The following is a 25,601-nucleotide window of genomic DNA, read 5'->3' as shown; positions in this document are numbered from 1 at the left end:
AGACCGGATCAAAGCTATCCCGCCGACGGAGACCGGGTAATCACGCTGTGGCGGAACCCGTATCGGTGAGCGAAGGCGCCGCTACGCCGCCCCGCTCTCGCCAGCGGTATGCCTCGAAGCAGGCCTCCCTGACCGCAGCTGGACGCTTCGCCGATGACGGACATCGGCGTGCCCGCCTCAGGCTTCTCCGCGAAGGCCGGAGCCGCGACGGCCCAACTTGGCGGCACCGACAACCTCCCGACCGGCTCCGCCCGCGCCAAACTCGCCGACACCGCCCGGCTTGCACCCAGGCCGGCGAATTGTGGCGTTGGGTACCAGGCTCCGCCGGAGCCAGCCGTTGTGCCCCCTGGGCCGAAGGTCAGCTGCTGTGCGATCGAGGTAAGAAACCGCGCCATGCCCGTCGCCAAGTACGACTGACCGAGCAAACGAACGATCGTCGTCCTTTCCGTGGGGGTAATCGAGCCCAGCAACCGCACGAGCCACCAATCATTGGGATTCGGCCAGCTGACCGACGCAACCGCCTGTGCGACCACCCCAGCGGAGTTGGTGGTCTTCGGCGGCGCCGCGAACGGAATCAACCGCGACGCGCTCGCCGACGCAGCCGCATAGCCATACATAGCAACGGCGTCTTGCGCCCACATTTCGGCGTACTGCGCCTCAGCGACCGCGATCGCCGCCGAGTTCTGACCGAAAAAATTGGTCGCAATCAGCGTCATCACCAAAACCCGATTCGCCGTAATCACCGGCGGCGGCACCGTCATCACAAAAGCGGCCTCATAAGCCGCCGCGGCCGCCGCGGCCTGCATCCCCGCCTGCTCGGCCCGCGCCGCGGCTTGGCTCAGCCAGGCCACATACGGCGTGGCCGCCGCCACCATCGACAACGACGCCGCACCCACCCACGGCGCACCGGTCAGCTCGGCTATCACCGACGCATAACCGGTCGCAGCCAACCCCAACTCCACGGCCACCCCGTCCCAGGCCGCGGCCGCAGCCAGCATCGGCCCCGACCCCGGACCGCAATACATACGGCCCGAATTGATCTCCGGCGGTAACGCCCCGAAGTCCATTCCGAACCCTTTCTCCGGTTGCGGAGTCGCAAACGACATCTGGGGTGCCTTTCAATGGCTCGACGGGGATTGAGCCGCTGGGAAACGCGGGCTAGCTGCTCGGTTGTGAGGCTAAATCGCCGTGCTGCTCCGCCGCTGACCCCGACGCTGCGGGACGTTGGGCGGCCAGCTACATCCCGGGAGCCACAACCGCCAAGTACCCTGTGCTTCAGCGCACGCGACCAGTCTCGCCGCGCCATCACCACCTGCATGGATACCGCGATCAACACCACCGGAACTTGCTGACGGCGCGGTGCCGTTGAGTCGCGGGACCGTCAGGAAATCCGGTGCCGAACCCGGCTTCGGGAAAAAATCCCACCGCAAATAACCCACCGAGATCTCGGCGCCGACCAATTGCCACCCGCAGCGGACCACACCAGCCGAGGCCGGCGCGTTAACACGTTGCGGCAGCGACTATCCGGCGAAGGGTGGGCGAGCCATGACGGTGGGACGGAATCCGTAGCGTGGACCCGCGCCGGCCCCGCCCGCACCAGCTAGCGGCAGGCCGCCCAACAGGCTTCCGGGCGCCGCCTCCGGGGCGGCACTGACCGTACTCACCGGTAGCGGAGCAGCCCCCGGAGTCACCGACCCGGGCAACGGTCCACTCCACACCGGCGGCACCGACAGCTTGCCAACCGAAGCCGCATTGCCCAGACCCGCCGCCACCGGCCCGCCACCGAGCATCCCGCCCAGTCCAGGCAAACCCTTGGCGGCATCCCCAGCAGCCGCGACCGCAGCCGGTGCCGCCGAGCCGATCAATCCCAGGGTCTTGGCCGACTGAATGAAGTTGTTGCCCATGCCGATGCTGAAGTACGGCAGGCCCTCGGTGTTATAGAAGAAGCTCGCGTAGGGCTGCAGGTCGGTCAGCAGTGCCGAAATTGAGGTGGGGAAATTGGGCGTGCCGAACAAGATCTGCCACAGCCACGACAGCGGACCGTTAGACGACTGCAACAGGGGTGAGGTGAGGCTTTGCAGCGCGTTGGGTAGCCCGGTGATCATCTCCGTCAGCGTCGACTGGGCGGTGCCGGCCGCGGTGCCGGCGGCGGTGGCCACGGCCGCGGCCTGCGTACCCTGAGCGGTCGGGTTGGCAATCTGCGGCGGCGTGCTAAACGGCGTGACCGCCGAGGCGCTCGCCGAACTGCCCGCGTAGGCATACATCGCCGCGGAGTCTTGGGCCCACATCTCGCCGTACTGAGCTTCGGCGGCCGCGATCGCCGAGGTGTTCTGACCAAAGACATTCGTCGAGATCAGCTGCATCAGCGAAGCCCGGTTGGCCGCGATCAACGGCGGAGGCACCGTCGCGGCAAACGCCGCCTCAAAAGCGGCCGCGGCGGCCCTGGCCTGTGTGGCCGCCTGCTCGGCTTGCGCCGCAGCGGCACTCATCCACGCCACATACGGCGCAACTGCCTCGGCCATCGCCGCTGACGCCGGACCTAGCCACCCCTCACTGCTGAGCTGAGTGATCACCGTCTCATAACCGGTGGCCGCCGAACTCAGCTCCGCGGCCAACCCGTTCCAGGCCGACGCCGCAGCGACCATTGGCGCCGAGCCAGGACCGGCATACATCCGCACCGAATTGACCTCCGGCGGCAACGCCCCAAAATCCATCGCAGTGACTCCTCTAGCCGGCCGCGGCCGCGTTGGCGGCCTCGGTAGCAGCATACGACCCTGAGCTCATCTGTAGAGTGTTGACGAACATCTCGTGAATCGCCGCGGCCTGGGCGCTGACGGCCTGATAGATCTGGGCGTGTGCCGCGAACTGAGCCGCCGTCAGCGCCGACACTTCATCGGCGGCCGCCGGGACCACCCCCGTCGTGGGAGTCGCCGCAGCCGCATTCTGGGCGTTCAATGCGGAGCCGATTCCCTGCAGACTGCCGGCCGCCGCCGCCAGTGCTTCTGGTTGGGTAGTCACAAACGACATGCGATCTCCTGCTTAGTTGTCTTCGGGTGCTCACGCCTTTGGGAGCATTGTCATTTCTGCCGAGCTGAGGTCATGGCGTTATCCGGCCGATGGCGGGCGGGCAACCACACTGTGACGGAACCCATATCGGTGGGCAAAGGTGCCGCTACGCCGAGTGATCCGCGACCCTAGCGGCAGTCCGCGGAGCAGGCCATGCGGTCCGTGTGACGAACCGACGGTAGGGTTGGCGCTCACCGCGTGGGCGACCGGGCTTTCGGTCAGTGCAGTCGTTTTGACCCAGCTCGGCGGAACCGACAGAGCCCCAATCTTGTTGGCCCGCGCCAAACTCGCCGACACCGCCCGGCTTGCACCCAGGCCGGCGAATTGCGGCGTTGGGTACCAGGCTCCGCCGGAGCCAGCCGTTGTGCCCCCTGGGCCGAAGGTCAGCTGCTGTGCGATCGAGGCGAAGAACTGCGCCATGCCCGTCGCGAAGTACGACTGACCGAGCAAACGAACGATCGTCGTCCTTTCGGTGGGGGTAATCGAGCCCAGCAACCGCACGAGCCACCAATCATTGGGATTCGGCCAGCTGACCGATGCAGCCGACGAAAGTCGTTGCAGCAGTCCAGGCATCGCCGCGACCGCAGCCACCTGTGCGACCACCCCAGCGGAGTTGGTGGTCTTCGGCGGCGCCGCGAACGGAATCAACCGCGACGCGCTCGCCGACGCAGCCGCATAGCCATACATAGCAACGGCGTCTTGCGCCCACATTTCGGCGTACTGCGCCTCAGCGACCGCGATCGCCGCCGAGTTCTGACCGAAAAAATTGGTCGCAATCAGCGTCATCACCAAAACCCGATTCGCCGTAATCACCGGCGGCGGCACCGTCATCACAAAAGCGGCCTCATAAGCCGCCGCGGCCGCCGCGGCCTGCATCCCCGCCTGCTCGGCCCGCGCCGCGGCTTGGCTCAGCCAGGCCACATACGGCGTGGCCGCCGCCACCATCGACAACGACGCCGCACCCACCCACGGCGCACCGGTCAGCTCGGCTATCACCGACGCATAACCGGTCGCAGCCAACCCCAACTCCACGGCCACCCCGTCCCAGGCCGCGGCCGCAGCCAGCATCGGCCCCGACCCCGGACCGCAATACATACGGCCCGAATTGATCTCCGGCGGTAACGCCCCGAAGTCCAACCAGTCCTCCCTCTCCACACACGATCGCGTTGGCGATCCGGATGAGCCCTGATGAGCATTGCCACCAAACGTGGCCAACGAGACGCGCGCTCGGCATCGAAAAGGCGCCGAATATAGCACCGCTAGTCGATAACGGCGTCGCTGCGCAACTGTTGCATAGAAAACACATTAGATTGCAATACCGGCCTCCAGCGCCGATGACGCCAAATATTCATTCCTCGTAAACGATCGTTTGGCCAGCGTTAATTTTGTGGTATGACCCGGAATCGTCAGTCCGCGTCGTCCTCCTCGAGGATGAGCGCCATTTCGGGGCAAGCGGCCACACCGTCTCTGGTCAGCTGCATGTCCGCGGGCCGCACCTCGTGCTCTGCCAGGATCGAGTTGCCCGAGTCGTCGATCGGGAACAGGTCCGGATCGACGGCATAGCACTGCGCATGACCCACGCATCTCGATGGATCGAGACGGACTTTCACGGGATTTCCTCCCTTTACCGCCCAAAGCACACGCCAGCTTGGACCGGACAGTTCGCTTCGAAGATTAGCCGCTGAGCCCCCAGATGCGCTCGACACCACAATGGTGGGTGCACGCCCACGTGCGATAGTGGCTAGGTCGGCACCGCTTGGCTACGTCTGCGACCTGCGACAAGAACGGAGACACGAAAGACTTGAGCGCATGACCACCCCCGGCGAGGACCACGCCGGCTCGTTTTATCTACCGCGGCTCGAATATTCGACGTTACCGATGGCCGTTGACCGGGGTGTCGGCTGGAAGACCCTCCGCGACGCGGGGCCCGTGGTGTTCATGAACGGCTGGTACTACCTGACGCGCCGCGAAGATGTGCTCGCGGCGCTGCGGAATCCGAAGGTTTTCTCGTCGCGGAAAGCGCTGCAACCTCCGGGAAATCCGCTGCCGGTGGTTCCGCTCGCGTTCGACCCGCCCGAGCACACCCGATACCGCAGGATCCTGCAGCCATACTTCAGCCCGGCCGCTTTGAGCAAGGCGCTACCGTCGCTGCGCCGTCACACTGTCGCTATGATCGACGCCATCGCAGGCCGGGGCGAGTGCGAGGCGATGGCCGATCTCGCGAATCTGTTTCCGTTTCAGTTGTTTCTCGTCCTGTACGGCCTGCCGCTCGAAGACCGTGACCGTCTGATCGGCTGGAAAGACGCCGTCATCGCCATGTCGGATCGACCTCACCCGACCGAAGCCGATGTCGCTGCGGCGCGCGAGCTGCTCGAGTATCTCACGGCCATGGTCGCCGAACGCCGGCGAAACCCAGGGCCGGACGTCTTGTCGCAAGTGCAGATCGGCGAGGACCCGTTGAGCGAGATCGAGGTTTTGGGCTTGAGCCACCTCCTGATACTGGCGGGACTGGACACCGTGACGGCAGCGGTAGGCTTTTCGCTGCTCGAGCTCGCCCGCAGACCACAGCTGCGCGCCATGCTGCGCGACAATCCCAAGCAGATCAGGGTTTTCATCGAAGAGATCGTCCGGCTGGAGCCATCGGCGCCGGTGGCGCCGCGAGTTACCACCGAGCTCGTCACCGTCGGCGGCATGACACTGCCTGCGGGGTCACCAGTGCGGTTATGCATGGCCGCAGTCAACCGCGACGGCAGCGACGCGATGTCCACTGACGAGTTGGTGATGGATGGAAAGGTGCACCGACACTGGGGATTTGGCGGCGGTCCACACCGTTGCCTGGGTTCGCATCTAGCCCGTCTAGAGCTCACCCTGCTGGTCGGCGAGTGGCTGAATCAAATTCCCGACTTCGAGCTCGCGCCGGACTACGCGCCCGAAATACGGTTCCCGTCCAAGTCCTTCGCGCTTAAGAACTTGCCGCTGCGCTGGAGCTGATCGGTTTGGCCGAACTACCGACGCACCTCGGTGGCTGCCACTTGGACGAACACACCGGTGTCTTCTGCCATCAACAGGCCTCGACCGCGGGGCAGCGGGCCGCCCTTCATCTTGCCGCGAATGAAGCCCTCGTCGGGATCGGCGTCCATCACCAGCAGTGGCGCATTGGCCTGATGCAGGGCCCGCAACATCGGGTCGCTGCCGGCTGACGACCAGCCACCGAAGGTGCGCGTGACGATCACATGCAAGCCGACATCGGCGGCCCTGTTCACAAACGGAACAGCCTTGTGCAACGGTGAATCGAAGCCCGGCGGCAGCTGCTGGATGTCGTCGACGATCAGGAAGATTTCTGGGCCGCTCCACCACGACCGCGACAACAACTCTTCGGCGGACAGGCCCGGTGGCGGCTCACGACCGGCCAACGCCGCCGCAAGTTCACCCATCATCGCCACCACCCCGTCGAGGTTGTAGGCGAACCGCTCCACATAGTCCGAACCGAGCGCGGTCAGCAGCTGACGGCGCGGGTCGACCAGCCATACCTGCGCAGAGGGCCGCCCGGGGGCGGGAGGCGGTGCGCTGCTGGCGCCCGGCGCGTAGAGCCGCCCGATTTCGGACATGATGGTGGCCAGCGTGGTGGTGCGGCCACATTCGCGTCGACCAGTCACCATCAGGTGCGAATTCTCGGCGAAATTCAGATAAACCGGCGCCAGATCCAATTCCGATATCGCCCAGGCGATTCCGCCAGCGCCAACGCCTTGGCGGGTGTCCCGCGAGGCCAGCTCCCGCACCTGTTCCACGCCGAACCGCGCCGGCAACCGGCGCACCGGTGGAGCCTGGGCGCTGGTGAGCCGGCTCACCGCCGCGACCACGCTGTCGCACTCGAAGACATTGTCGGGTGTGCTGCCCAACGCCGGTCGAGCCACCAGGGTGTGCAGGCCGGCCTGCGGGTCGCTATCCAGGCGGACGTAGTTGACCGCAACCATGCCGCGCCCCGGCTTGACCGGAACGTCCTTGGCGAATCGAGAACGCACCAGCTTGGCGTCCTCAACCGCCGCCAAGCGCAGCTCGATACGGGATCCGAAGCCGCTGCGCACCGGCGGCCGCAGCTCCGATTCGCGGTCGGCAGTGACCACCACGTGCACCCCGAACGAGGGGCCCTGGTTGATGATCACGTTCACCTGCTCGATCAGCACCTCGTTTTCTTCGGCCAGGGCCCGGTAGTTATCGATCACCAGGTAGACGTCACCGAAGCCGTCGTCGGGTACCGGCCCGGCCTCTCCGCCGAACTTGCGGCGCCGGAACATCTCCATCGACGCGATTCCGCATTCCAGGAAGCTGCGTTTGCGCTCGCGCACCAGCGCCAGCAACTCGGCCACCGTCCGGCGCACACCGTAGGGATCGGTGGGACCGGCAACCTCGCCCACGTGGGGGATGCGGGAGACCGTGGTCAACGCGGTGCTGCTGTAGGCCAGGCAGTAGAACTGAACCTGCTGCGGGGTGTGAGTCAGTGCCGCTGAGCAGATGAGTGTCTGCAGCGCAGTGGTCTTGCCCGAACCGCCGGCGCCCAGGATTAGCACGTTGGCACCGGGCCCGGAGGTGTCAACCGTCCACGGTGGCTGGTCATGCTTATAGGGGCGATCGATTATCCCGATCGGGAACACGAGATTGCACGCCGAACCGTACTCCTTGTGCCACGGGCGGCCGAGGAACCGGTTGACCAAGTCGTCGATGGCGACGGGTTGGGTTAGTGGCGGTTGCCAGAGCCGGTACGGCTCGAACTTGATCTTGCGCAGCTGATCAATGATCACCGTCCCAACCTTCGGGGTGCGCACCCCCTCTTCGTCCTCGTCCTCGCCGCCTTCAATGTCGTCCGACTCGAGCACCTCACCGTTGGGCTGGGCAACTACCGGCTCGATATCGGGACCCCCCACGCTAACTTCCAGCGGTGTGAACGAGTTGGTAAACAATTGCGGGCGAATGTAGTCGATGCTGTGTACTAAGGCAGGCGCTTCCTCGCCGTCGATGCTGACGCCGGGTTGGAAGTAGTCCCGCCACAGGAATTCCGCCTGGAATCGGATGATGTCCTCGAGGCTCTTGCGGAAGTAGCCCAGACCGGCCTGTGCGGGCAGATTCACCGCGTTGGGCACCCCGGCCGCCTGCGCCGCTCCCGCGGTACGCGCTTTCAGCACCAAGCGGTAACCCATGTTCTCCATGAGCTTTTCGGCTCGGCTCTCGATGGTCTGAGACGCCATCATCAGGTGAATCCAGTAGGCGCGGCCCTGCCGGCCGATCGAGTCGAGGACGTCGACCGCCGTCGGCATGATGCGGAACCATTCGTAGAACTCGTCGATGACCACCACGAGCATCGGCAGCGGCGCCATGTCCTGACCGCGCGCACGCATCCTGGCTCGCACCGAGTTGTACTCTTTGGCGTCGTCGACACCGGCGCTGTCGCATATTGCTTTGCGGCGGGCGATCTCGCCCCACAGCGCATCCAGAAAGCGCTCCATGAGCGCCTGGTCTTCTTCGAGGTCGGTGATGATCCGCGACACGTGTGGCACTCCCGCGAACGGCTTGACCGCCGAGCCACCTTTGAGGTCTGCCAAAACGAACTGCAACTCCTCCGGCGGATGGCTGAGCATCAGCGATTCGATCACGGTTCGCACCAACGTCGACTTACCGGAACCGGTCGTCCCGGACATGACCCCGTGCGGGCCGTCGCCGCCTTCGTCGAGCGATTTCATATCCAAGAACAGCAGCTCGCCGTTGTCGGAGCGATTACCGAACGGCGCCCGCAATCGCGACCGTCCCATGGTGTCGGTCCGGCTAGCCCACAGCGAGTCGAAGTCGATGTTGCCAGGATCGTCAATCCCGTAGTAGGACAAGATGTCTCGGGCACCAATGTGGGCAACCCGCTGGCCGATCTCTTCATAGGCCTCAGCCAGCCGCCACTGCGCCAGCTTCTGCGCGAACTCTTCTGCCTCGGCGATGCTGACTTGGTCGGTGAGAGCGAAGAACCAAGCCTTGTCGTCGATCACCATCCAGGTGTCGCGGTCGCGGGGCAGCGCCTCGATCACGCCGGTCTTGTCGAACTGCAGCTTCCGCTCCGGGATGTCAGTCCACATCGAAGAGCCGGTCAGGTCGAAGAACGTCACCCCGTCGACACCCTCGGCGCTGATCACGTACTCCCATTGCGGATCGTCGACGTCGGCGATGATCACGGTGTGCGGGGTCGGGGTCTGCGCCGACGAACTCGCGTGTCGAGGCGTGAAAGAACCACGGCCCGCGAATAATTCGGCTTGCTCCGCGGCAAACTCACGAACCGAGGTGTAGACCATCCGCGCATTACCCGCCGCGTCGTGCCGCCGCGAGTCACCGAAATGCGGTAGCCACTTCACCCAGTCCCATTGGTCTAGATCGGAACTGACAACGATCATCTGGACATGGTCAGGCCCGTGGGAGAACGCCAGCTGGCAGATGATCGCCCGCATCAAACCCAGAACCTGCTCGCGTTCCCCGACCAGCGCATACCAGGGTTCGACCAGCAGCGAAACCATTTTCGGCAGGTTGTACACGACGCTTTGGTAGCGCCCGAATTCCTGCAGCGCCTTACCTGTCACCGGCTCCAGCTCGATGTCGGTCGGCATATTCTGCGGCTCACCCCAGGTCACTTCGGGACGCGTCATTCCCACGCCGACGCGGACAACCCCGAAGTTCAGGTCCTTACCGTCGGGCTTGCGCTCCCACATCCGGGGTGACCCCACGGCGGCCGCCAACGTGTTGGGCGCCGGGTGGAACCACCGATAGTTGGCGTCCATGCTGTCGGCCGACTCTTGGGCCGTCTCGCGCAGCATGTCCAGCATCAACATGAACTGAGCGCGCATCGCGTCCAATTTCGGCCGGCTCATTTGCTGTTGGCCGCCGCCCATGCCGCGGAACATCATCATCATGATCCCGACCATCATGAAGAGCGGGAAGATCGAGCCGATGCCGCCGAACACGTGTGATCCGCTGGCGAAAACCATGGCGACCATGCCGCCCAGCAGGCCCACCACCACGACGCCAACCACAATCAGCCACCAGGGCTTGCCCTCCGGCGGCGGAATGCTCAGCGGTGTCGGTAAGACAATATTCTCGGGCTTGATGACCGGAGGCTTTTCCGGTGTCGGGCGGGCAAAACCACGCTTCATTTCGGTACCACCAACTCTGCCGGGGTCATGTCCATTGGGAGCGTGTCGTGCTCCACCAAGGCGTCCGCTCGTGACAGCGTGGGGCCCTGTGGCAGCAGCCGCAGCGCCACCCACGGCGCCAGGCTCGGCGTCAGGGTCAACCCCAACGCGTCACGCGCTTCTTTGCTGTCCTCCACCCCGAACCGCGCGCCCGCATCGGTCACCCACCATAGCGATTCGGACGTTTGGGCCCCCGGGTTGTTGCCGGTGACGGCCACGAAGTTCGCATGGTCGGGGCCGAAGTAGACCTGATCGGCTTGCCGGCCACTCGTGTCGGCCTTCACCAACGACACCACCTTGTTCATCTCGGTCGCCGCGACCGGAATGGTAGGCCCGGACACGACCCGCACACGGGCCCGGTTTTCACCGGCCGTCCGCTCCCACCACCAACAGGTCGACGGATGCTCGCGAATGTCCACCACTTCCAGGGGATTGTCCGGATACGCAGAGAGATCCAACCGATTCACCACCGGCATCTTGGCCAGCGTTGAGGGTTCCACGGTCAACGGCTTGGTGTTGCCCGCACTATCGGCGTTCTGCAGGATCTGGGCCACCAACGGCGGGAGCGTTTGCACTCCATCGCCCAGGACCAACGAATACTGTTGTGGTCCACTGATTTGCGGTGTGACGATTACCGTCCCGATCGGTCCGGGAGCGCCCGGGAACGTCGCAGGACCACCCGCATTCGGCACTTCCGGCACCAACAGTTCGGGCCCGACCGGCAAAGCGTCGAACAATGCCCGGCTCATCGGACGCGCCTGGCTAACCTGCTCCGGCGTCAACCCCAGCGGCAACAACACCGCTCGATTCGTCGGCTCGATTCGTGACCGGCGCCCCTCCCGGATGACCCACGCATCTCCGCCGTAGCGCAGCACTACCGCGTCCGATCCACTCAAAATCTGCCGGTGACCGGTAAGGTCCGGGGTCCCGTCGATGACCGTCACCGTCACGCCTTGCAGCGACCCGATGCTTGACGAGGTCGCTACCGTGTCGCAGACCAGCCAAGACGACGCGGGTGGACTCTTTGGCGAGAACGATGACGGCGCACCCGGGATACCCACCAGCGGACCGCGCGGCATGGTGGCAATCTGGCTTGACCGAACCAGGTGCGGGTTGTCCGGCCGCCCGGTGATCAGCCGTGCCGATGCCAAATTCAGCGCCGGGTACAACCTGTCACCGACACGGACATAGAGCGCACCGGAATCGCGGTCTGCGATGATCGGCGACTCATTCAACTGGCCGGACGGGCTGATGAACGACCACAACAGCGCCCCCAGACAGATCACCAACGCCGCCGACACCGACGCCACCACCGCCAACGTCTGCCGCCGACCCGGCTCAATCTCCATACGCACACGCCAGCGTGTCAACGCCATTGCGGTTCGACGCGCCAGGAACTGATAACCGGTTACCTGGGTCCGCGTGGACAACCCAAGGCCATACCCCGACCCCCGCTGCCCGCGGCTCTCTTCAGCCACGCTAGATCACCTTCCGGTCTGCTCAGAACACCTGGACATTGACCTGGGTATTTGCCACTGCGCGGATCCCCCAAGGATTCGTCGTGTCTTCACTGGGCATGGTAGCGGCGAATGACCGAGTCCGCCTGTGGAACTGTCCGCTCGGCAGTCTACCTCGTTGACCTGCAACGTAGTGGTGTTCGGTAGCCAACCGTGCTGTGCTGACGGAAGGCTCAGATTCCTGCGCTCGCCCGCACACGGGTGCCGGACGCAAGATGGGCGACATGACCGAGCTCGCGCCTTCGCTGGTCGAACTTGCCCGACGATTCGGCATTGCCACCGAGTACACGGACTGGACTGGCCGGCAGGTGCTGGTCTCCGAGGCTACATTGGTGGCTGCTCTTGCCGCCCTCGGCGTTCCCGCCCAGACCGAACAGCAACGCAATGACGCCCTGGCCGCGCAGCTGCGGTCCTACTGGGCGCGTCCATTGCCGGCGACCATCGTCATGCGCGCCGGAGAGCAGACGCAGTTCAGGGTGCATGTGACCGATGGCGCTCCGGCCGACGTGTGGTTGCAGCTCGAGGACGGCACGACACGTGCCGAGGTGGTGCAGGTCGACAATTTCACCCCGCCATTCGATCTTGACGGACGCTGGATCGGCGAGGCCAGCTTCGTGTTGCCCGCCGACCTGCCCCTCGGCTACCACCGGGTGAATCTGCGTTCGGGCGACTCGCAGGCCAGCGCCGCTGTTGTCGTGACGCCGGATTGGTTGGGGCTGCCGGACAAGCTGGCAGGCCGTCGTGCCTGGGGCCTGGCCGTCCAGCTCTACAGCGTGCGGTCCCGGCAGTCATGGGGCATCGGGGATCTCACCGATTTGGCGAATCTCGCGCTGTGGTCGGCGTCTGCGCACGGTGCCGGCTATGTGCTGGTCAATCCCCTGCATGCGGCTACGCTTCCCGGGCCCGCTGGGCGCTCGAAGCCAATCGAACCATCGCCCTACCTGCCGACATCGCGACGCTTCGTCAACCCTCTCTACCTTCGGGTGGAGGCCATTCCGGAACTCGTCGATCTGCCCAAGCGTGGCCGGGTGCAACGGTTGCGCACCAACGTGCAACAGCACGCCGACCAGCTCGACACCATTGACCGCGACAGCGCCTGGGCGGCCAAACGCGCAGCACTCAAGCTCGTGCACCGGGTGCCGCGGTCGGCGGGTCGCGAGCTGGCCTACGCCGCCTTCCGTACCCGCGAGGGCCGCGCCCTCGACGACTTCGCCACCTGGTGCGCGCTGGCCGAGACGTACGGCGATGATTGGCATCGATGGCCGAAATCGCTGCGGCATCCCGATGCCTCAGGTGTCGCCGATTTCGTCGACAAACACGCCGATGCCGTCGATTTCCACCGCTGGCTGCAGTGGCAGCTGGACGAGCAGCTCGCCAGTGCGCAGTCGCAGGCGCTCCGGGCCGGCATGTCGCTGGGCATCATGGCAGACCTCGCCGTTGGCGTGCACCCCAACGGGGCCGACGCCTGGGCTCTGCAGGACGTGCTGGCCCAAGGTGTGACCGCAGGTGCGCCGCCGGATGAGTTCAACCAACTCGGCCAGGACTGGTCGCAGCCACCGTGGCGGCCGGACCGGCTCGCTGAGCAGGAGTACCGACCGTTTCGCGCGCTGATCCAGGCCGCGTTGCGGCACGCCGGTGCGGTACGCATCGACCACATCATCGGGCTGTTCCGGTTGTGGTGGATCCCCGACGGCGCACCGCCCACCCAAGGCACCTATGTGCGCTACGACCACGACGCGATGATCGGCATCGTCGCCCTGGAAGCCCACCGGGCCGGGGCGGTTGTCGTCGGTGAGGATCTCGGCACCGTCGAGCCGTGGGTACGCGACTATCTACTATTGCGGGGCCTGCTGGGCACCTCAATTCTCTGGTTTGAGCAGGATCGAGATTGCGGGCCGGCTGGAACACCATTGCCGGCCGAACGCTGGCGGGAGTACTGCTTGTCGTCGGTGACCACCCATGATCTGCCGCCGACCGCCGGCTACCTGGCCGGCGACCAGGTACGGCTGCGCGAGTCCCTTGGGTTGTTAACCAACCCCGTGGAGGCGGAACTCGAATCCGCCCGGGCCGACCGGGCAGCCTGGATGGCCGAGCTGCGCCGGGTCGGACTGCTGGCGGACGGTGCCGAGCCCGACTCGGAGGAGGCCGTCCTGGCTCTCTACCGCTACCTGGGCCGAACGCCCTCGCGGCTGTTGGCAGTGGCGTTGACCGATGCGGTCGGCGACCGCCGGACGCAAAACCAGCCTGGCACCACCGACGAGTACCCGAACTGGCGGGTGCCGCTCACCGGCCCCGACGGTCAGCCGATGCTGCTCGAGGACATCTTCACCGATCGCAGGGCAGCCACCTTGGCCGAGGCGGTGCGCGCTGCGACGACCTCACCGATGAGCTGTTGGTGAGCTTTCGGTGGCCGGCAGCCAGACTGCATCCAGAGCTGGCTACGGGCCGCTCCAGGTGGAGTCCAATTGTTCGGCCACATTGATGACTTGAGCGGCTTGGGATTTGGGCGAGTCGATCTCGGCAGAGACGTACTGGGCGATAAATCGCCGAATCTCACCGTCAACGCCTGCGAGGATGCGCAACACCTCACCGCGGATCGACTTCGACGACACGTTGACCGTGATATCAGAGGGCCGCGGTTTGGCGACGTCGACAATCAGTAGCAGCGGCTCGGCGGCGCGTGCGGTGGCGCGCAGCGCGATGTCGCCGGCGACCATAAACCGCTGCTTGTCGAGGCGCAGGTCAAGAAGGAGATCGATCGACAGCGGGATATGGATGACAAACGTGATCAGGTCACCCAGCTTTCGCGTCACCCGGGGCTCTCGGATCTTGACGTTCGCGCTAACCTTGGCGATCCCGCCGGGGCCCTGGGAGATCGGTTCCATTGCGAACTCGCTGCCCGCAATGTCGGCAAACGCGGCGGCGACGCGGTCCGGGGTAACTGCTACCTCGAAGAATCTGCGGCCGAACTCTTCGTAGGTAACGTAGTCGTGATTTTGCATAGGTGTATACCGTCTCACGTCACCTGCCATAATGGCCGCTGATCCGCTCGCGCCGCGGTAATTTTGACATTGAACTCGCTGAGGATTCGGCTGGGCAGCCGCGACGTGATCTGCGTCATCTCTCGCGCAGTTGTGAACAACACCACAAGCGGCCGCTTCGATTCGGTGTGTCGGGCGGGGGCCTGCCAGGCTTGACCAGCAGGAGGTGTTTTCAGTCTCATGTGCGCCCACGAATATGCTGAGCAGCGCTCGGCCGTGTCCGGAATCGAGGGGCTGCTTACCTGGCTCGGCGGCGGACACTGGCGCGAACTCGGCGAGCGTCACGAGCGGTCCACGCACGCCGTGGCCGGCGTGATTGTGGCCGTGGGCGCCGCGCTGGCCGGACTCCTCGCGAGCCTCGCGGTGAGCGAGGCGGCCCAGGGGCCGATCTCGTCCCCCATCGGGGCTGCCTCGCTCGCCCTGGTGCTCGGCCTGCTGGTCGGCGCGGTGACCCGCGGTACGGCCAGTGGCCCAGCTCGCGGTCGGGCCGGCGTTACGGGACGCGCGTCCGTCGCGGTCGCCGTCGGTTTCGTCGTCGGCGAACTCGCTGCGCTGGTCATGTTTTCCGGTGCCATCGACCGCCGTCTCGATGAACAAGCTATGCACAGCGCCGACGCGACGCCGGCGGCCGTGCAAGCGTCGGCCTCCCTGCAACAGGCCCGCAATGCGCGCACTGCGCTGGACAGCGCGGTCGAGCGGGCGCGCGGACGACTGGACGATGCGCTGGTCGTCGCACGCTGCGAATACCACCCAACTCCGGCCTGCCCGCAGACCCGGATCACCGGCGTTCCCGGCCGAGGGCCCGAAACACGAACGGCGAACCAGCTTCTCGCCGACGCGCAGCGTGAGCTGGACAACGCGCTGGCGGCTCGTGATCGCCAAGCACCTGCCTTGGACGCCAAAATGGCACACGACGAGCAGGCTCTTGCCGAGGTGCGCCAGGCCGTGGTCGCGGATGCGGGTCGTGGTTTGGGCTCGCGCTGGGTCGCCATGAACGATCTGAGATTGGCCAGCGCCGGCGCCTTGACGGCGCGAATGCTGGCGATCGCTTTCTTCGCGCTGCTGTACCTGTTGCCGCTGATTCTCCGGCTATGGCGCGGTGACACAACGCACGATCGCCACGCGGCCGCGCGAGCGGAACGGGAGCGCGCCGAGTTGGAGGCGGACACCGCGATCGCGATCAAGCGGGCGGAGGTTCGCCGGGCCGCCGAAATCATGTGGGCCGAGCACCAACTCACCCAGACCCGCCTCGCCATCGAGGCCCAGGCCGAAATCGACCGCGAACAGCAACGCCGCCGAGTCGTCGAAGCGCTCGAAGGTCCAGTGCGCGCTTCGTCGGAGCGAACCTTGCAGCCAGTGGAGGACGAGGTGTATCTGCCCATCGCCGCCGAAACCGAAGCTGCCAGCCGGACGGTCGCCCAATTGCCTGCTGGGGCAGCCCATCACCGCCCCGCTATCGCGAAAAACCTGCCGGCGCAGGTCCAACCGGAGGGTGCGGTTGAACCACGCGAGAAGCGTGCAACCCCAGTGATCCCGTCGATCCCAGACGCCACCAAGGCTGCGGCTCGGTGGATTCGCCCACTGGTGCCGCCGTTTGTCGCACGAATGCTCGACAACACCACTGCGCCGTTGCGCACCGCGCGTCAGGTGTTCGAAGAGGTCGAGGAGATCGCGTTTTCGTTCAAGCGCACCCACAAGGTGACGGTCAATGCCGAAGGTTCCGACCCCAACGACCAGCCCCCGCTGGAATCCCACTCCCCGGCTGCCCCTGCCGAAAGCAACCCGATCGCATCGTCGGACTCTGCGCGCCGTAGCCGGCTGGCTACCAACGATGATCACCCGCCGTTAGCGCAGGTGCCTCCGCGAGACCTGGCGAGCCTATCAGTTGGGTCGACCGGGGAGCTGACCCAACGGGAGGGTCCGCATGAACTGCGTTCCCCCGACGGTCCGCGCCAGCTGCCACCGCCCAGATAGCACAACATAGATCTACCGGTCGCCACGTATTATCCTGCCGACGGGATGGAGTCAGTCTAAGTGGGTGCGGTATTGACCGACCTTCGGCTAGTTGCACATTGGGGAAGGACAGGGGTGGAATCGGAACCCGGGAGTTCGATCGCAGCGGCGGCGACATGAGGGTCAGTCTGTTCCTGTCGGACGCGGCGCAGGCTGATGCCCAGTCCGGGAAGGTCCATGCGCTCGGGCTGGGCTGGCGGCAATGCCAAACACCGACCCCCCCATTCGCTTTGGTACTGTTCCTTGACATCGACTGGGATGAGACCAATAAGCAGCACCAGCTGAAATGCCAGTTGCTCACCGCCGACGGCGATCCGGTGGTCGTGCCGGGACCACACGGGCCGCAGCGGATCCTCTTTGAAGCCGCCGCCGAGGCGGGCCGCGCTCCTGGCGCAATCCACGGCACCTCGGTTCGCATGCCGCTCACCCTCAACATTCCTGCGGGAATTCCCTTGGAACCAGGAATCTACGAGTGGCGGGTGGAGGTCGAAGGTTACGAGCGGGCCACGGCGGTCGAAGCATTTATCGTGGCCGGCGGGGGCCACCCGCCGGCGTCATGCGGGTAGGGTTGATCGCAGAAATCCTGACCGCGACAACCACTTTCACTATTCTCACGCATCCGATCGCCGCGGTTGGCACCTGCTGTTGCTGATATCCGTTGTGCTGCAATAGGATTCGTCGATCGCCTATTGTACAGCTAGCTCTAGCCGCTCGATGCGGCGCACCAGGATACTGGGCAACCACCCGCCGACATCGGCTGCCTCAATTACCGAGGTGCGATCGAGCAGCAGACGCAAGACGATTCGAGCCTCCAAGCGTGCCAGTGCAGCGCCGACACAGAAGTGGGCCCCTTTTCCGAAACTGATGTGGCCTTTGCCTCCTGCACGGTCAAGACGGAACTCGCCGGGTGCCTCGAACTGGGCTGGATCGCGGTTGGCCGCGCCCCACAACAGCAGCAGGTGCGAATCCGCGGGCAGTTCCGTGCCGTCCAAGGTGGTGGCGTTTCGCACGTGGCGGTAGTGGCCGCGAAATGGCGGCTCGTAACGCAGCGTCTCTTCGATAAACGCTCCCAGCAGCTCGGGGTTCGCGCGCACCTGTTGCTGGATATCGGGACGTGTCGCCAGTATCCATACCGCGCTGCCCAGCAGCGCCGCCGTGGACTCGCCGCCGGCGGCGAACAAGGTGACCATCATGACCTGGGCGGTGAGAGTGTCCAGCTCCCCCGATGCGCAGGCGGTGGCAAGCTCACCGAGCAGATTGTCCCGCGGATCGGCCGCGGCACGGTCAAACTGCTCGAAGATGTAACCGCTGAGCTCCATCAACGCCACACCCGCGGCGACGAGCTGATCGTTTTCGACCAACCCTTCGAGTAGCTGAGTGGCCGCGTATCCCCACTTCACCAGCTGGGCGATGTCGGGGTCGGGCAGGCCGATGAGCTCAGCTACGACCATCATCGGTAGGCGATTGGCCATGGCGCCCATCCATTCGATGCACCCATCCTGCATGCCGTCGACCCACAGCCGGTCGGCAGCCTGTACGGTGAACTGCTCCATAACGCGGATCCGCTTGGCCGCCAAGTGACGCAGCACGAGCTTGCGGTGCACGGCGTGGGCAGGATCGTCGGCGGTGGCCAACACGTGTGTGGGTCCGCCGAGTGGGTCCATCTCGAACGGTTTAACGGTGCCCTCGGCCGTATAGGTCATCGTGGCGGTCAAATTCGAGGAGAAGTCCTCCGGACGACCGATGGCCTCATTGACAGCGTCCCAACCGCACACGGCATAGAAGTCCGAGTTAGCGATCCGGTGGACCGAGCCTGCGGCGCGCATGCGCTCATACAGCGGGTAGGGGTCCTGCACGGATTCGGCACCAAAGAACGTGTTGGCATCCTTGGCAATTGTCATTAGTTCAGCGTGATCGGCGGATACCGCCTGGTCAACGCGTCGCTGCAAGTCGAGAACTGCGCCCGGGGAGCCTTTCGGCGAACGTCTCACCGCGGGAGGCGGACCTGCAACTACGATGAGAATAAGTAAGGTTTGTGTCTCACTATGAGAAGAATCGCTCTTCGCCTCTCGATGGAAATGCGCCTGACCAGTGCCGGGTAACGATTGGATCGTGGGCGGCAACCGCCGCACGATCGCTGCCGAACGGATCTACGCCGCCGCAACCGACCTCATTACGCGCCACGGGCTCAACGCACTCGACATCGACAAATTAGCCCGCGAGGTCCACTGCTCCCGAGCGACCATCTACCGCCTTGCCGGCGGCAAGGCCCAGATCCGGAATGTCGTTCTGACCCGGGCCGCGGCCCGGATCGCCGACGGCGTGCGCTCGGATGTCGAAACTCTGCGGGGGCGGGAGCGAGTCGTCGCGGCGATCCTGTTATCGCTTCAGCGAATCCGATCCGACCCGCTGGGCAAGCTCATGTTCGGCTCGATCCACGGTGGCGCCGGTGAATTGGCCTGGCTCACCGAGTCACCGTTGCTTGCGGACTTTGCTACCGAGCTCACCGGCATAGCCGGCGGTGATCCGCAAGGCGCGAAATGGGTGGTACGCGTGGTGCTCTCACTGATGTATTGGCCAGCTGAGAACGACGAAGCCGAACGCCGGCTGGTCGAAAAATACGTGGCGCCAGCGTTTGCCGAGCAAAGCTGAAACCTCACTCGTCACCGAAGCTTTCCCACAGGTCCGCCAAGAACCCCGCCAGGTGGTTCATCTCCTGCGCGCAGTGCACCAGCAGATTACGCGCGGTCGATTCCGAGACGCCGATTAGCTTCGACGCGATGGGACGCACCGCCTTGGACGCGACCTCGGGTGCCTTGCGCACCGCGATGTGCCCTCCGCCCATCCAAAACCGTGACCGCATCTCGGACCCGCCCGGCGTCGATCGGACCTGATGGACGAACCAGCCCGCATCCACCGGGGCGTCAGCAGAGCCCAACCGCGCACAGATCGACACCGCATCGTCGCTGTCGTCGGGCAGACCCATGGCCGCCGGCTCGACGAATTGTATTGCGGCACCCAGTTTCGTCGAGCCGATGTACTCGCTGATCATCGACCAGCGGCCGACGTAACGCTGCGCGCCCCGACGGCCGGCCCCGCTGTCCTGGTCGCCGTCCTTCCACCGCGCCGATAGATGGGCCCGCGGGTGCCACAGCTTGTAGCGGCGGGTGTCGCTGCCGTGCCAGCCGAACCACCATGCCCACATCGCGGGAGTGACCCCGGGCATGTCGGTGCGCACGGATACCTGCATGCTGCCGTCGTCGAGAATCCCGTAGCCGTTCTCGGTCTGCTGGTATCCGTTGTTGGCGACACTGGCCACGTCGTCGAACGCCAACAACGCCATCCCGGCCTGGGGGCCATGCTGCAACGCCACCACGACATGCTGTGGCAGCGGGGCCATCTCGGGTTTGAAGAACTTGCCGAACGGCGTGTCCGCGTCGTCGTTGCGGTAGCCCAGGTACAGATCGCTGGCCATCAGATTCGTCCCATCCAACTGTTGAACAAACCGTCGGGGTCGTATTCGGCGCGCACCCGGTCGAGCTTGGCCATGGCCGCGTCGCTGGCGAAGCGCGCCGGACGCGCACCGAGGTTCTCGTCGGCGAGCTGGATGCCGACCGCCAGATGCGACATCGCGGCCATGTGGGACCGCGCCCAGTCGGCGTACTTCGCCTCGTCGGCCGGATCCTTCCAGGAGCCGTAGAGCGCCAAGTAGATGTCGGCTTCGATGCTATAGGCCATGTCTTGACGGGGAGGGCATGGACCCCAGTTCAGCCAGAGGAAGTGCGCCGGATGCGGGGGCAGCGTGTCCAGGATTGAGCGGATACCCGGCAGCAGGTCCTCAGCGGACGCCGACGTCCACATATTGTCCACCGCGTAGTGATGGTCTGACAGGTAGTGGGTCATCGCGACGTCATACCAGGCAGGCAAATCGGTTGGCATATAAGGGACTTTGACCAGTGCCTGCTCGACAACCGGGCAGGTGCCGAACAGGGCGAGGGCCTGTTCGGCCTCTTCGGGCGAGTCAGCGAACGCGGGCGAGGCAAGGGAGATGACGGGGACGTCGATGCCCATGCTCGGTTCACCGCGGGAGGCAAGGGCTTGCAGCTCGACCCGAGGGTCGACTTCGGCGCTGACCGCGCGGGCCCAGGTAAAGACCTCGTCGGCAAGGTCGAACGGGTAGACATAGACGCTGGTGCCACAGGCGGCCGGCCTCGGATACAGCTTCAGGTAAAACGAGGTGACGACGCCAAAGAAGCCCGGACCGGCGCCGCGGGCGGCCCAGTACAGATCGGCGTGATTGTCTGCGTCGCAATGGATCTGCGCGCCGTCGGCGGTGATGACGTCCAGGCCAATCACGCTCTCGCACGCCGGGCCGTAGATCCGGCTGTTCCAGCCGTATCCGCCCTGCAGCAGATAACCTCCGAGACAGACTCCCCTGCAGTGGCCACCCGGGAAGAACAGGCCCTGCGCCTCCAGTTCGGCCATGAGCACGCTGCCGCCCTTCCCTGGACCGACGACCGCGCGGCCCTTATCGGCGTCGATGGAGGCGTGGTCTATCCGGCTCACGTCGAGCAGCACAGCGCCATCGCGCAGATGGCTGGCGGCAAAACTGTGCCCACCGGACACGACGCTCACCTTATGGCCATTGACCGTGGCGTAGCGGATGGCGCTGACAATGTCGTCAGCACTGACAGCCTGAACGATCACCTCAGGGTAGCGATCCGGTACGCGCCGATGCCACACGGTGCCGCGGCGGGCCGCCTCGTACCCGTCACTGCCCCGGAAGAAGTGCCGCCCGGCCGGTAGCGCCCTCATCGCAAAACTCCTGGTCCGTATTTCGAATCATTGTGATCCGTATTTCGGTTCACTATATTGCAGTTGTGCCGCCTACGGAAGGAAAGTCGACAACGAATCGCGACGAAGGCATCCAGGTGCTCCGTCGCGCCGTCGCCGCGCTGGACGAAATAGCTGCCGAACCGGGACACCTGCGCCTAGTCGATCTCTGGGAGCGGCTGGGGCTGGCCAAATCGACGACTCGACGCTTGCTGGTCGGCCTGGTCGAGGTGGGGCTGGTCAGTGTCGATTCGCACGGCCGCTTCGCACTGGGCGAGCGTTTGCTGGGATTCGGAAGTGTCACCGGAGCCCACATAGCCGCGGCGTTCCGGCCGACCGTCGAGCGAGTTGCCCGCGCGACCGACGGCGAAACGGTCGACCTGTCGGTACTGCGCGGCCAGCGAATGTGGTTTGTCGACCAGATCGAATCGTCTTACCGGCTGCGTGCGGTCTCAGCCGTCGGGCTCCGCTTCCCGTTGAACGGAACCGCGAATGGAAAAGCGGCGCTGGCTGCTCTCGACGACGCCGACGCCGAGGCCGCGCTCTGCCGTCTGGATCCCATGGTGGCCGAAGGTCTACGGCGCGAGATCGCCGAGATCCGGCGCACCGGTATCGCTTTCGACCGCAACGAGCACACCCCAGGGATATCCGCGGCTGCGATCGCACGACGTGCCCTGGGCGACAACGTGATCGCGATCTCGGTGCCGGCGCCCACCGCACGATTTCTGGAAAAAGAGCAGCGCATAATCGCCGCGTTGCGCGCCGCCGCGGACTCGCCGGACTGGACTCGCTGATTGGGCTCCTGGATTCGAAGCCGATCCGTTTAGCTGGCGGCGGTGCTTCCCCACACCACCGCCAAGCTGGCATTACGCCGCCGCATGCGCAAAAAGCTGACCCCACTCCCGCCGAGCCGCCGACTGGGCATCGACGAAGCTCCGGCATGGCGTGCTTCCCTCGACCGCCAAATGCACTAGTGCCCAAGCTATTTCGAAGACCGGCAATCTGTGCCGTTGAGCGGCGTTGTGCAACTCGTCGAACGCGGTCTCTGCGGGGCACCGCCGAAGAGCGATGAGGATACCCCGGGCGGTGTCGAGAACGCGGCCAGAATTCGAGCCGCTCGAGATTGCAGCGGGCCCTCGATTCGCCGTCATGGGTTGGCTACCTCCTGTTGAACCCAACCGATATCCGCCAACTCAGGCGGACGAATCCGTGAACGCGCACGCTTGGTTCGCGACGGTGGCTCCCAACGCGCATACTGCCATAATTTGTGCATCGTGCCCGTTACGCCATACCACCGCTGATATCGGTACGCGGTTGTGACCGTGTCGATATCGGCCGAACACCACGAGGGTTCGTTGATTCGTTGTCAGGGACCGAGAACGCGCCGGGTGTAGTCGTTGAGAAACACCCGGTCCGGATCGAGGCGATCGCGAACCGCGGCGAACCGATCCCACTGCGGATAGCGCTCACGAAGCGTGGCGGCGGTCTGATAGTGACGTTTACCCCAGTGTGGCCGACCGGCGTAGTCGTCCATGATCTCCTCGACGGCGCGGAAGTAGCTTTCGAACTCCATACCGGCGTATTGATGAACCGCGATGTAGCAAGTGTCGCGCCCATATGCGGTCGACAGGAAGGAATCGTCGGGGGCGGAGAATCGCACCTCAATCGGAAACATGATCGGCAAGCTGCGACGGCGCACAAGGTCGATGACACGCTGGAGCGCCTCGTGCCCGTTTTCACGCGGGATCGCGTACTCCATCTCGGTGAACCTGACCTTGCGTTGGGTCGCAAAGACCTTGTAGGCGCGGTCTTGCACGGTGGAGGACGACATCATGTTCGTCATCAGGCGGTTCAGTCGCGGCGCCACGCTAGGAAAACGACGGCCGGTCTGGCAGATCAGGCTCAATCCCCCGTTCTCGAAGTTCTCGCCGACCATGCGCTGCCACCCGGGCGTGGGTTTGGGCTGCTCGTCACTGCGATGCATGGTGCGCGTCAACGCCTTATCTGCGTAAGGGAATACGAAAAACTCGAAATGGTCATTACCGTCCACGAACTCGTCGAGGCGCTCCAGCGTCTGCGCCAGCGAGCGTCGCTGATCATGGCGATGCAACGTGAATAGCGGAACCGTCTGCAGGGTGACCTGTGAGATCACTCCTAGCGCGCCGAGGGAAACCCGTGCCGCCAGGTAATCGTCACCTTCGGACAGACTGAGCACTTCCCCGCCCGCGGTGACCAGCCGCAGCGAAACGATCCGCGCCGACAGATTCTGGAAACGCACCCCGGTTCCGTGCGTCGCGGTCGCGGTCGCGCCGGTGATGGATTGGGGATCCACGTCACCCTGGTTCTCCAGGCCGAGCCGTCGTTGCGCCAATTGGGGTCCCAGCGCGCGTAGCTTTGCGCCCCCCTCGACCGTCACCAGGCCAGTCGGCTGGTCCACGTCGAGGACCCGCTGCAGGCCGGTCATGTCGATCATGACCCCGTCCGTGCAGGCGATGTCGGTAAACGAATGCCCGCTGCCAACCGCGCGTACCCGCTCGCCTCTTTTCGCCGCCTGCGCGATCACGTCGGCCAGCTCAGCCTCCGAGGTCGGCCGTACGATCGCCGACGGCGCGCAGACTTGCTCACCAGGCCAATTACTCCATATCGGGCTCATCGGGCCAGCTCCCTGATCACGGATTCGGCGACGGTGACGGCGTGGGACACCGTCTCATAGCAGAGATTCTCAGGTGTATCGGACATCAGGTGGTAATTGGCCACCGACTTGTGCCGGTTGATCGACACAAAGCACGCGGTCGGGTAGCCAGCGCGGCTCATCAACACCGCGTCGGTACTGTTGCGCGACCGGATGCCGCGCCGCAGCGGCGCGTCGGCGCGCTCGGCCGCCCGGATGACCAGATCCCGGAATGGCCGATAGAAGTAGTCCTCCATGACCGTCGGGCCCTCGCCCTCGAGCATGATGAGCTCGGGTGAGCCGATGGTGTCGAAGTTCAGGAAGTATGTGCGGTCGCGGTCCAGCTCGGGTTTGTGTCGCGCCAGGAACCCGTAGATCCCGCCCTGCAACGTTTCCTCGGCCCCCAGGGACACGAGCAATACTCGCACGCCCTTCACCGGCCGCTCGCGCAGCCGCTCGGCCAGCGCGACCAGCAGTGCAACCGCGGAGAGATTGTCGTTGGCACCGGGGACGACCGGACTGCGCGCGATGTCGGCGAACAAAGCGGCGGCCAGGGCGCTACCCACCGTTCCGGCGATCATCATCGGCCGGCTGCCGCGCAGGGCGCCGACACCGGCGAGTGCGGGCGCGAGGATCGGCCCCCACCAGTTCGGCAGCTGCGTGTCGATGCGCTCCACAATCCCGGGAAACAGCTCGACCATTACCTCCTCAATATGAGCCTCGAAAAACTTGCCGCTGTGCGCGGCGTCGTGGTGAGCGCACACAACAACTGTTAGCTGACCAGCAGGATCACCGGCCTCGGCTACCGCGTTCCATGTCGTCCGGGGCGTCTCCGTTCGTTTGCGCACAATGCGCGGCCCGTTGGCGCAATCGTCGGCGATTGCCAGCCCCGCACCCACCCCGGCCAGCGCGGCGGGGATGCGCAAACGTCTGCTGAGCAGGCCCGCGACGCCGGCCGCCACCCCGATCACCGACAGCTTGAGGTGCAGCCTCGGGTAGCCGTCGAGGTACTGCTCCTCCTCGATGCGCGCGTCCCGCGCACCCGCCGTGCGCAGGCGCTCGACGATCCACTCGGCCGCCTTGTGCTCACCCGGCTCGCCCGCGGCACGCTCAATGGGTGCGAGCGTCTCGACTACCTCGCGCATGGCCGCCAACTCGGTCGGCAGGGCGGTGATCGGTGTCATGGCAGCTCCTCTTCGCGCGCCTTGAATTGGGCCACCGGGCCGCCCCGCATCTGCCG

The 25,601-nt window shown here is 65.2% G+C and carries 20 protein-coding genes; 6 read left to right on the top strand and 14 right to left on the bottom strand.

Annotated elements, in window-relative coordinates; all coding sequences use genetic code 11:
* Window positions 1-14: 14 nt before the first annotated feature.
* The 5 genes from MCAN_RS09455 to MCAN_RS09435 all read right to left on the bottom strand — a co-directional run bounded on the left by MCAN_RS09455 (window position 15) and on the right by MCAN_RS09435 (window position 4,676).
* Window positions 15-1,067 carry a type VII secretion system ESX-5 target PPE27 gene (locus MCAN_RS09455; protein ID WP_014000951.1) on the bottom strand — a complete coding sequence of 351 codons (1,053 nt, stop codon included), beginning with the start codon at window positions 1,065-1,067 and terminating at the stop codon, window positions 15-17.
* 453 nt (window positions 1,068-1,520) lie between these two features.
* Complete coding sequence (locus MCAN_RS09450; RefSeq protein WP_014000950.1) at window positions 1,521-2,714, bottom strand: type VII secretion system ESX-5 target PPE26; 1,194 nt, start codon at window positions 2,712-2,714, stop codon at window positions 1,521-1,523.
* A gap of 13 nt (window positions 2,715-2,727) precedes the next feature.
* Window positions 2,728-3,027 carry a type VII secretion system ESX-5 target PE18 gene (locus tag MCAN_RS09445; RefSeq protein ID WP_003408976.1) on the bottom strand — a complete coding sequence of 100 codons (300 nt, stop codon included), beginning with the start codon at window positions 3,025-3,027 and terminating at the stop codon, window positions 2,728-2,730.
* Between the two features lie 78 nt (window positions 3,028-3,105).
* Complete coding sequence (locus tag MCAN_RS09440) at window positions 3,106-4,203, bottom strand: type VII secretion system ESX-5 target PPE25 (protein ID WP_014000949.1); 1,098 nt, start codon at window positions 4,201-4,203, stop codon at window positions 3,106-3,108.
* Window positions 4,204-4,472: 269 nt separating this feature from the next.
* A complete protein-coding gene (locus MCAN_RS09435) occupies window positions 4,473-4,676 on the bottom strand; it encodes a ferredoxin (protein ID WP_014000948.1) in 204 nt (67 codons plus the stop codon).
* Between the two features lie 199 nt (window positions 4,677-4,875).
* Here MCAN_RS09435 and MCAN_RS09430 point away from each other — a divergent pair, with 199 nt between their 5' ends.
* Complete coding sequence (locus MCAN_RS09430; RefSeq protein ID WP_014000947.1) at window positions 4,876-6,057, top strand: cytochrome P450; 1,182 nt, start codon at window positions 4,876-4,878, stop codon at window positions 6,055-6,057.
* Between the two features lie 14 nt (window positions 6,058-6,071).
* On the opposite strand, the gene eccC5 is transcribed toward MCAN_RS09430, so the two are convergent.
* Window positions 6,072-10,247, bottom strand: a complete 4,176-nt coding sequence (eccC5, locus tag MCAN_RS09425) for a type VII secretion system ESX-5 FtsK/SpoIIIE family ATPase EccC5 (protein WP_015288165.1) — start codon at window positions 10,245-10,247, stop codon at window positions 6,072-6,074.
* The gene (gene eccB5 / locus MCAN_RS09420; protein WP_014000945.1) at window positions 10,244-11,764 is read right to left on the bottom strand and encodes a type VII secretion system ESX-5 subunit EccB5; all 1,521 of its coding nucleotides are present in this window, start codon (window positions 11,762-11,764) and stop codon (window positions 10,244-10,246) included. The genes eccC5 and eccB5 overlap by 4 nt, the downstream gene beginning before the upstream one ends.
* Before the next feature lie 263 nt (window positions 11,765-12,027).
* Between eccB5 and malQ the strand changes: the two genes are divergently transcribed.
* Entirely contained in the window at window positions 12,028-14,202 is a 2,175-nt protein-coding gene (gene malQ, locus MCAN_RS09415) for a 4-alpha-glucanotransferase (RefSeq protein ID WP_003408795.1), read from the top strand.
* A gap of 39 nt (window positions 14,203-14,241) precedes the next feature.
* Here the strand turns inward: malQ and MCAN_RS09410 are convergent, their stop codons facing one another.
* Entirely contained in the window at window positions 14,242-14,805 is a 564-nt protein-coding gene (locus tag MCAN_RS09410; protein WP_003408792.1) for a hypothetical protein, read from the bottom strand.
* 219 nt (window positions 14,806-15,024) lie between these two features.
* Here MCAN_RS09410 and MCAN_RS09405 point away from each other — a divergent pair, with 219 nt between their 5' ends.
* Both MCAN_RS09405 and MCAN_RS09400 read left to right on the top strand, forming a co-directional pair.
* Complete coding sequence (locus MCAN_RS09405; RefSeq protein WP_014000944.1) at window positions 15,025-16,818, top strand: DUF4407 domain-containing protein; 1,794 nt, start codon at window positions 15,025-15,027, stop codon at window positions 16,816-16,818.
* A gap of 155 nt (window positions 16,819-16,973) precedes the next feature.
* Window positions 16,974-17,423, top strand: a complete 450-nt coding sequence (locus MCAN_RS09400; RefSeq protein ID WP_003408775.1) for a DUF6941 family protein — start codon at window positions 16,974-16,976, stop codon at window positions 17,421-17,423.
* Between the two features lie 120 nt (window positions 17,424-17,543).
* Here the strand turns inward: MCAN_RS09400 and cyp144 are convergent, their stop codons facing one another.
* Window positions 17,544-18,758, bottom strand: a complete 1,215-nt coding sequence (gene cyp144 / locus MCAN_RS09395) for a cytochrome P450 Cyp144 (protein WP_041179661.1) — start codon at window positions 18,756-18,758, stop codon at window positions 17,544-17,546.
* A 190-nt stretch (window positions 18,759-18,948) separates the two neighbouring features.
* On the opposite strand from cyp144, the gene MCAN_RS09390 reads away from it, so the two are divergent.
* On the top strand, window positions 18,949-19,509 hold the full coding sequence (locus MCAN_RS09390) for a TetR/AcrR family transcriptional regulator (RefSeq protein ID WP_014000942.1): 561 nt from the start codon (window positions 18,949-18,951) through the stop codon (window positions 19,507-19,509).
* Window positions 19,510-19,513: 4 nt separating this feature from the next.
* Here MCAN_RS09390 and MCAN_RS09385 read toward each other — a convergent pair whose 3' ends face one another.
* Both MCAN_RS09385 and MCAN_RS09380 read right to left on the bottom strand, forming a co-directional pair.
* Window positions 19,514-20,332: a DAPG hydrolase family protein gene (locus tag MCAN_RS09385; RefSeq protein WP_014000941.1), complete on the bottom strand. Its 819-nt coding sequence runs from the start codon at window positions 20,330-20,332 to the stop codon at window positions 19,514-19,516.
* Entirely contained in the window at window positions 20,332-21,672 is a 1,341-nt protein-coding gene (locus MCAN_RS09380) for an FAD-binding oxidoreductase (RefSeq protein ID WP_014000940.1), read from the bottom strand. The genes MCAN_RS09385 and MCAN_RS09380 overlap by 1 nt, the downstream gene beginning before the upstream one ends.
* A 65-nt stretch (window positions 21,673-21,737) precedes the next feature.
* On the opposite strand from MCAN_RS09380, the gene MCAN_RS09375 reads away from it, so the two are divergent.
* Entirely contained in the window at window positions 21,738-22,484 is a 747-nt protein-coding gene (locus tag MCAN_RS09375; RefSeq protein WP_014000939.1) for an IclR family transcriptional regulator, read from the top strand.
* A gap of 72 nt (window positions 22,485-22,556) precedes the next feature.
* Here MCAN_RS09375 and MCAN_RS09370 read toward each other — a convergent pair whose 3' ends face one another.
* The 3 genes from MCAN_RS09370 to MCAN_RS09360 all read right to left on the bottom strand — a co-directional run bounded on the left by MCAN_RS09370 (window position 22,557) and on the right by MCAN_RS09360 (window position 25,545).
* Window positions 22,557-22,868 carry an ANTAR domain-containing protein gene (locus tag MCAN_RS09370; RefSeq protein ID WP_003408753.1) on the bottom strand — a complete coding sequence of 104 codons (312 nt, stop codon included), beginning with the start codon at window positions 22,866-22,868 and terminating at the stop codon, window positions 22,557-22,559.
* Between the two features lie 188 nt (window positions 22,869-23,056).
* The gene (locus tag MCAN_RS09365) at window positions 23,057-24,343 is read right to left on the bottom strand and encodes an L-gulono-1,4-lactone dehydrogenase (protein ID WP_014000938.1); all 1,287 of its coding nucleotides are present in this window, start codon (window positions 24,341-24,343) and stop codon (window positions 23,057-23,059) included.
* Window positions 24,340-25,545: a M28 family metallopeptidase gene (locus MCAN_RS09360; protein ID WP_041180082.1), complete on the bottom strand. Its 1,206-nt coding sequence runs from the start codon at window positions 25,543-25,545 to the stop codon at window positions 24,340-24,342. Before MCAN_RS09360 ends, MCAN_RS09365 begins: the two co-directional genes overlap by 4 nt.
* Window positions 25,546-25,601: the final 56 nt, after the last annotated feature.

Source organism: Mycobacterium canetti CIPT 140010059 (assembly GCF_000253375.1).
Classification (GTDB): domain Bacteria; phylum Actinomycetota; class Actinomycetes; order Mycobacteriales; family Mycobacteriaceae; genus Mycobacterium; species Mycobacterium tuberculosis.
The sequence above is the reverse complement of the archived record's forward strand: the minus strand, read 5'-3'. Positions and strand labels throughout refer to the sequence as shown.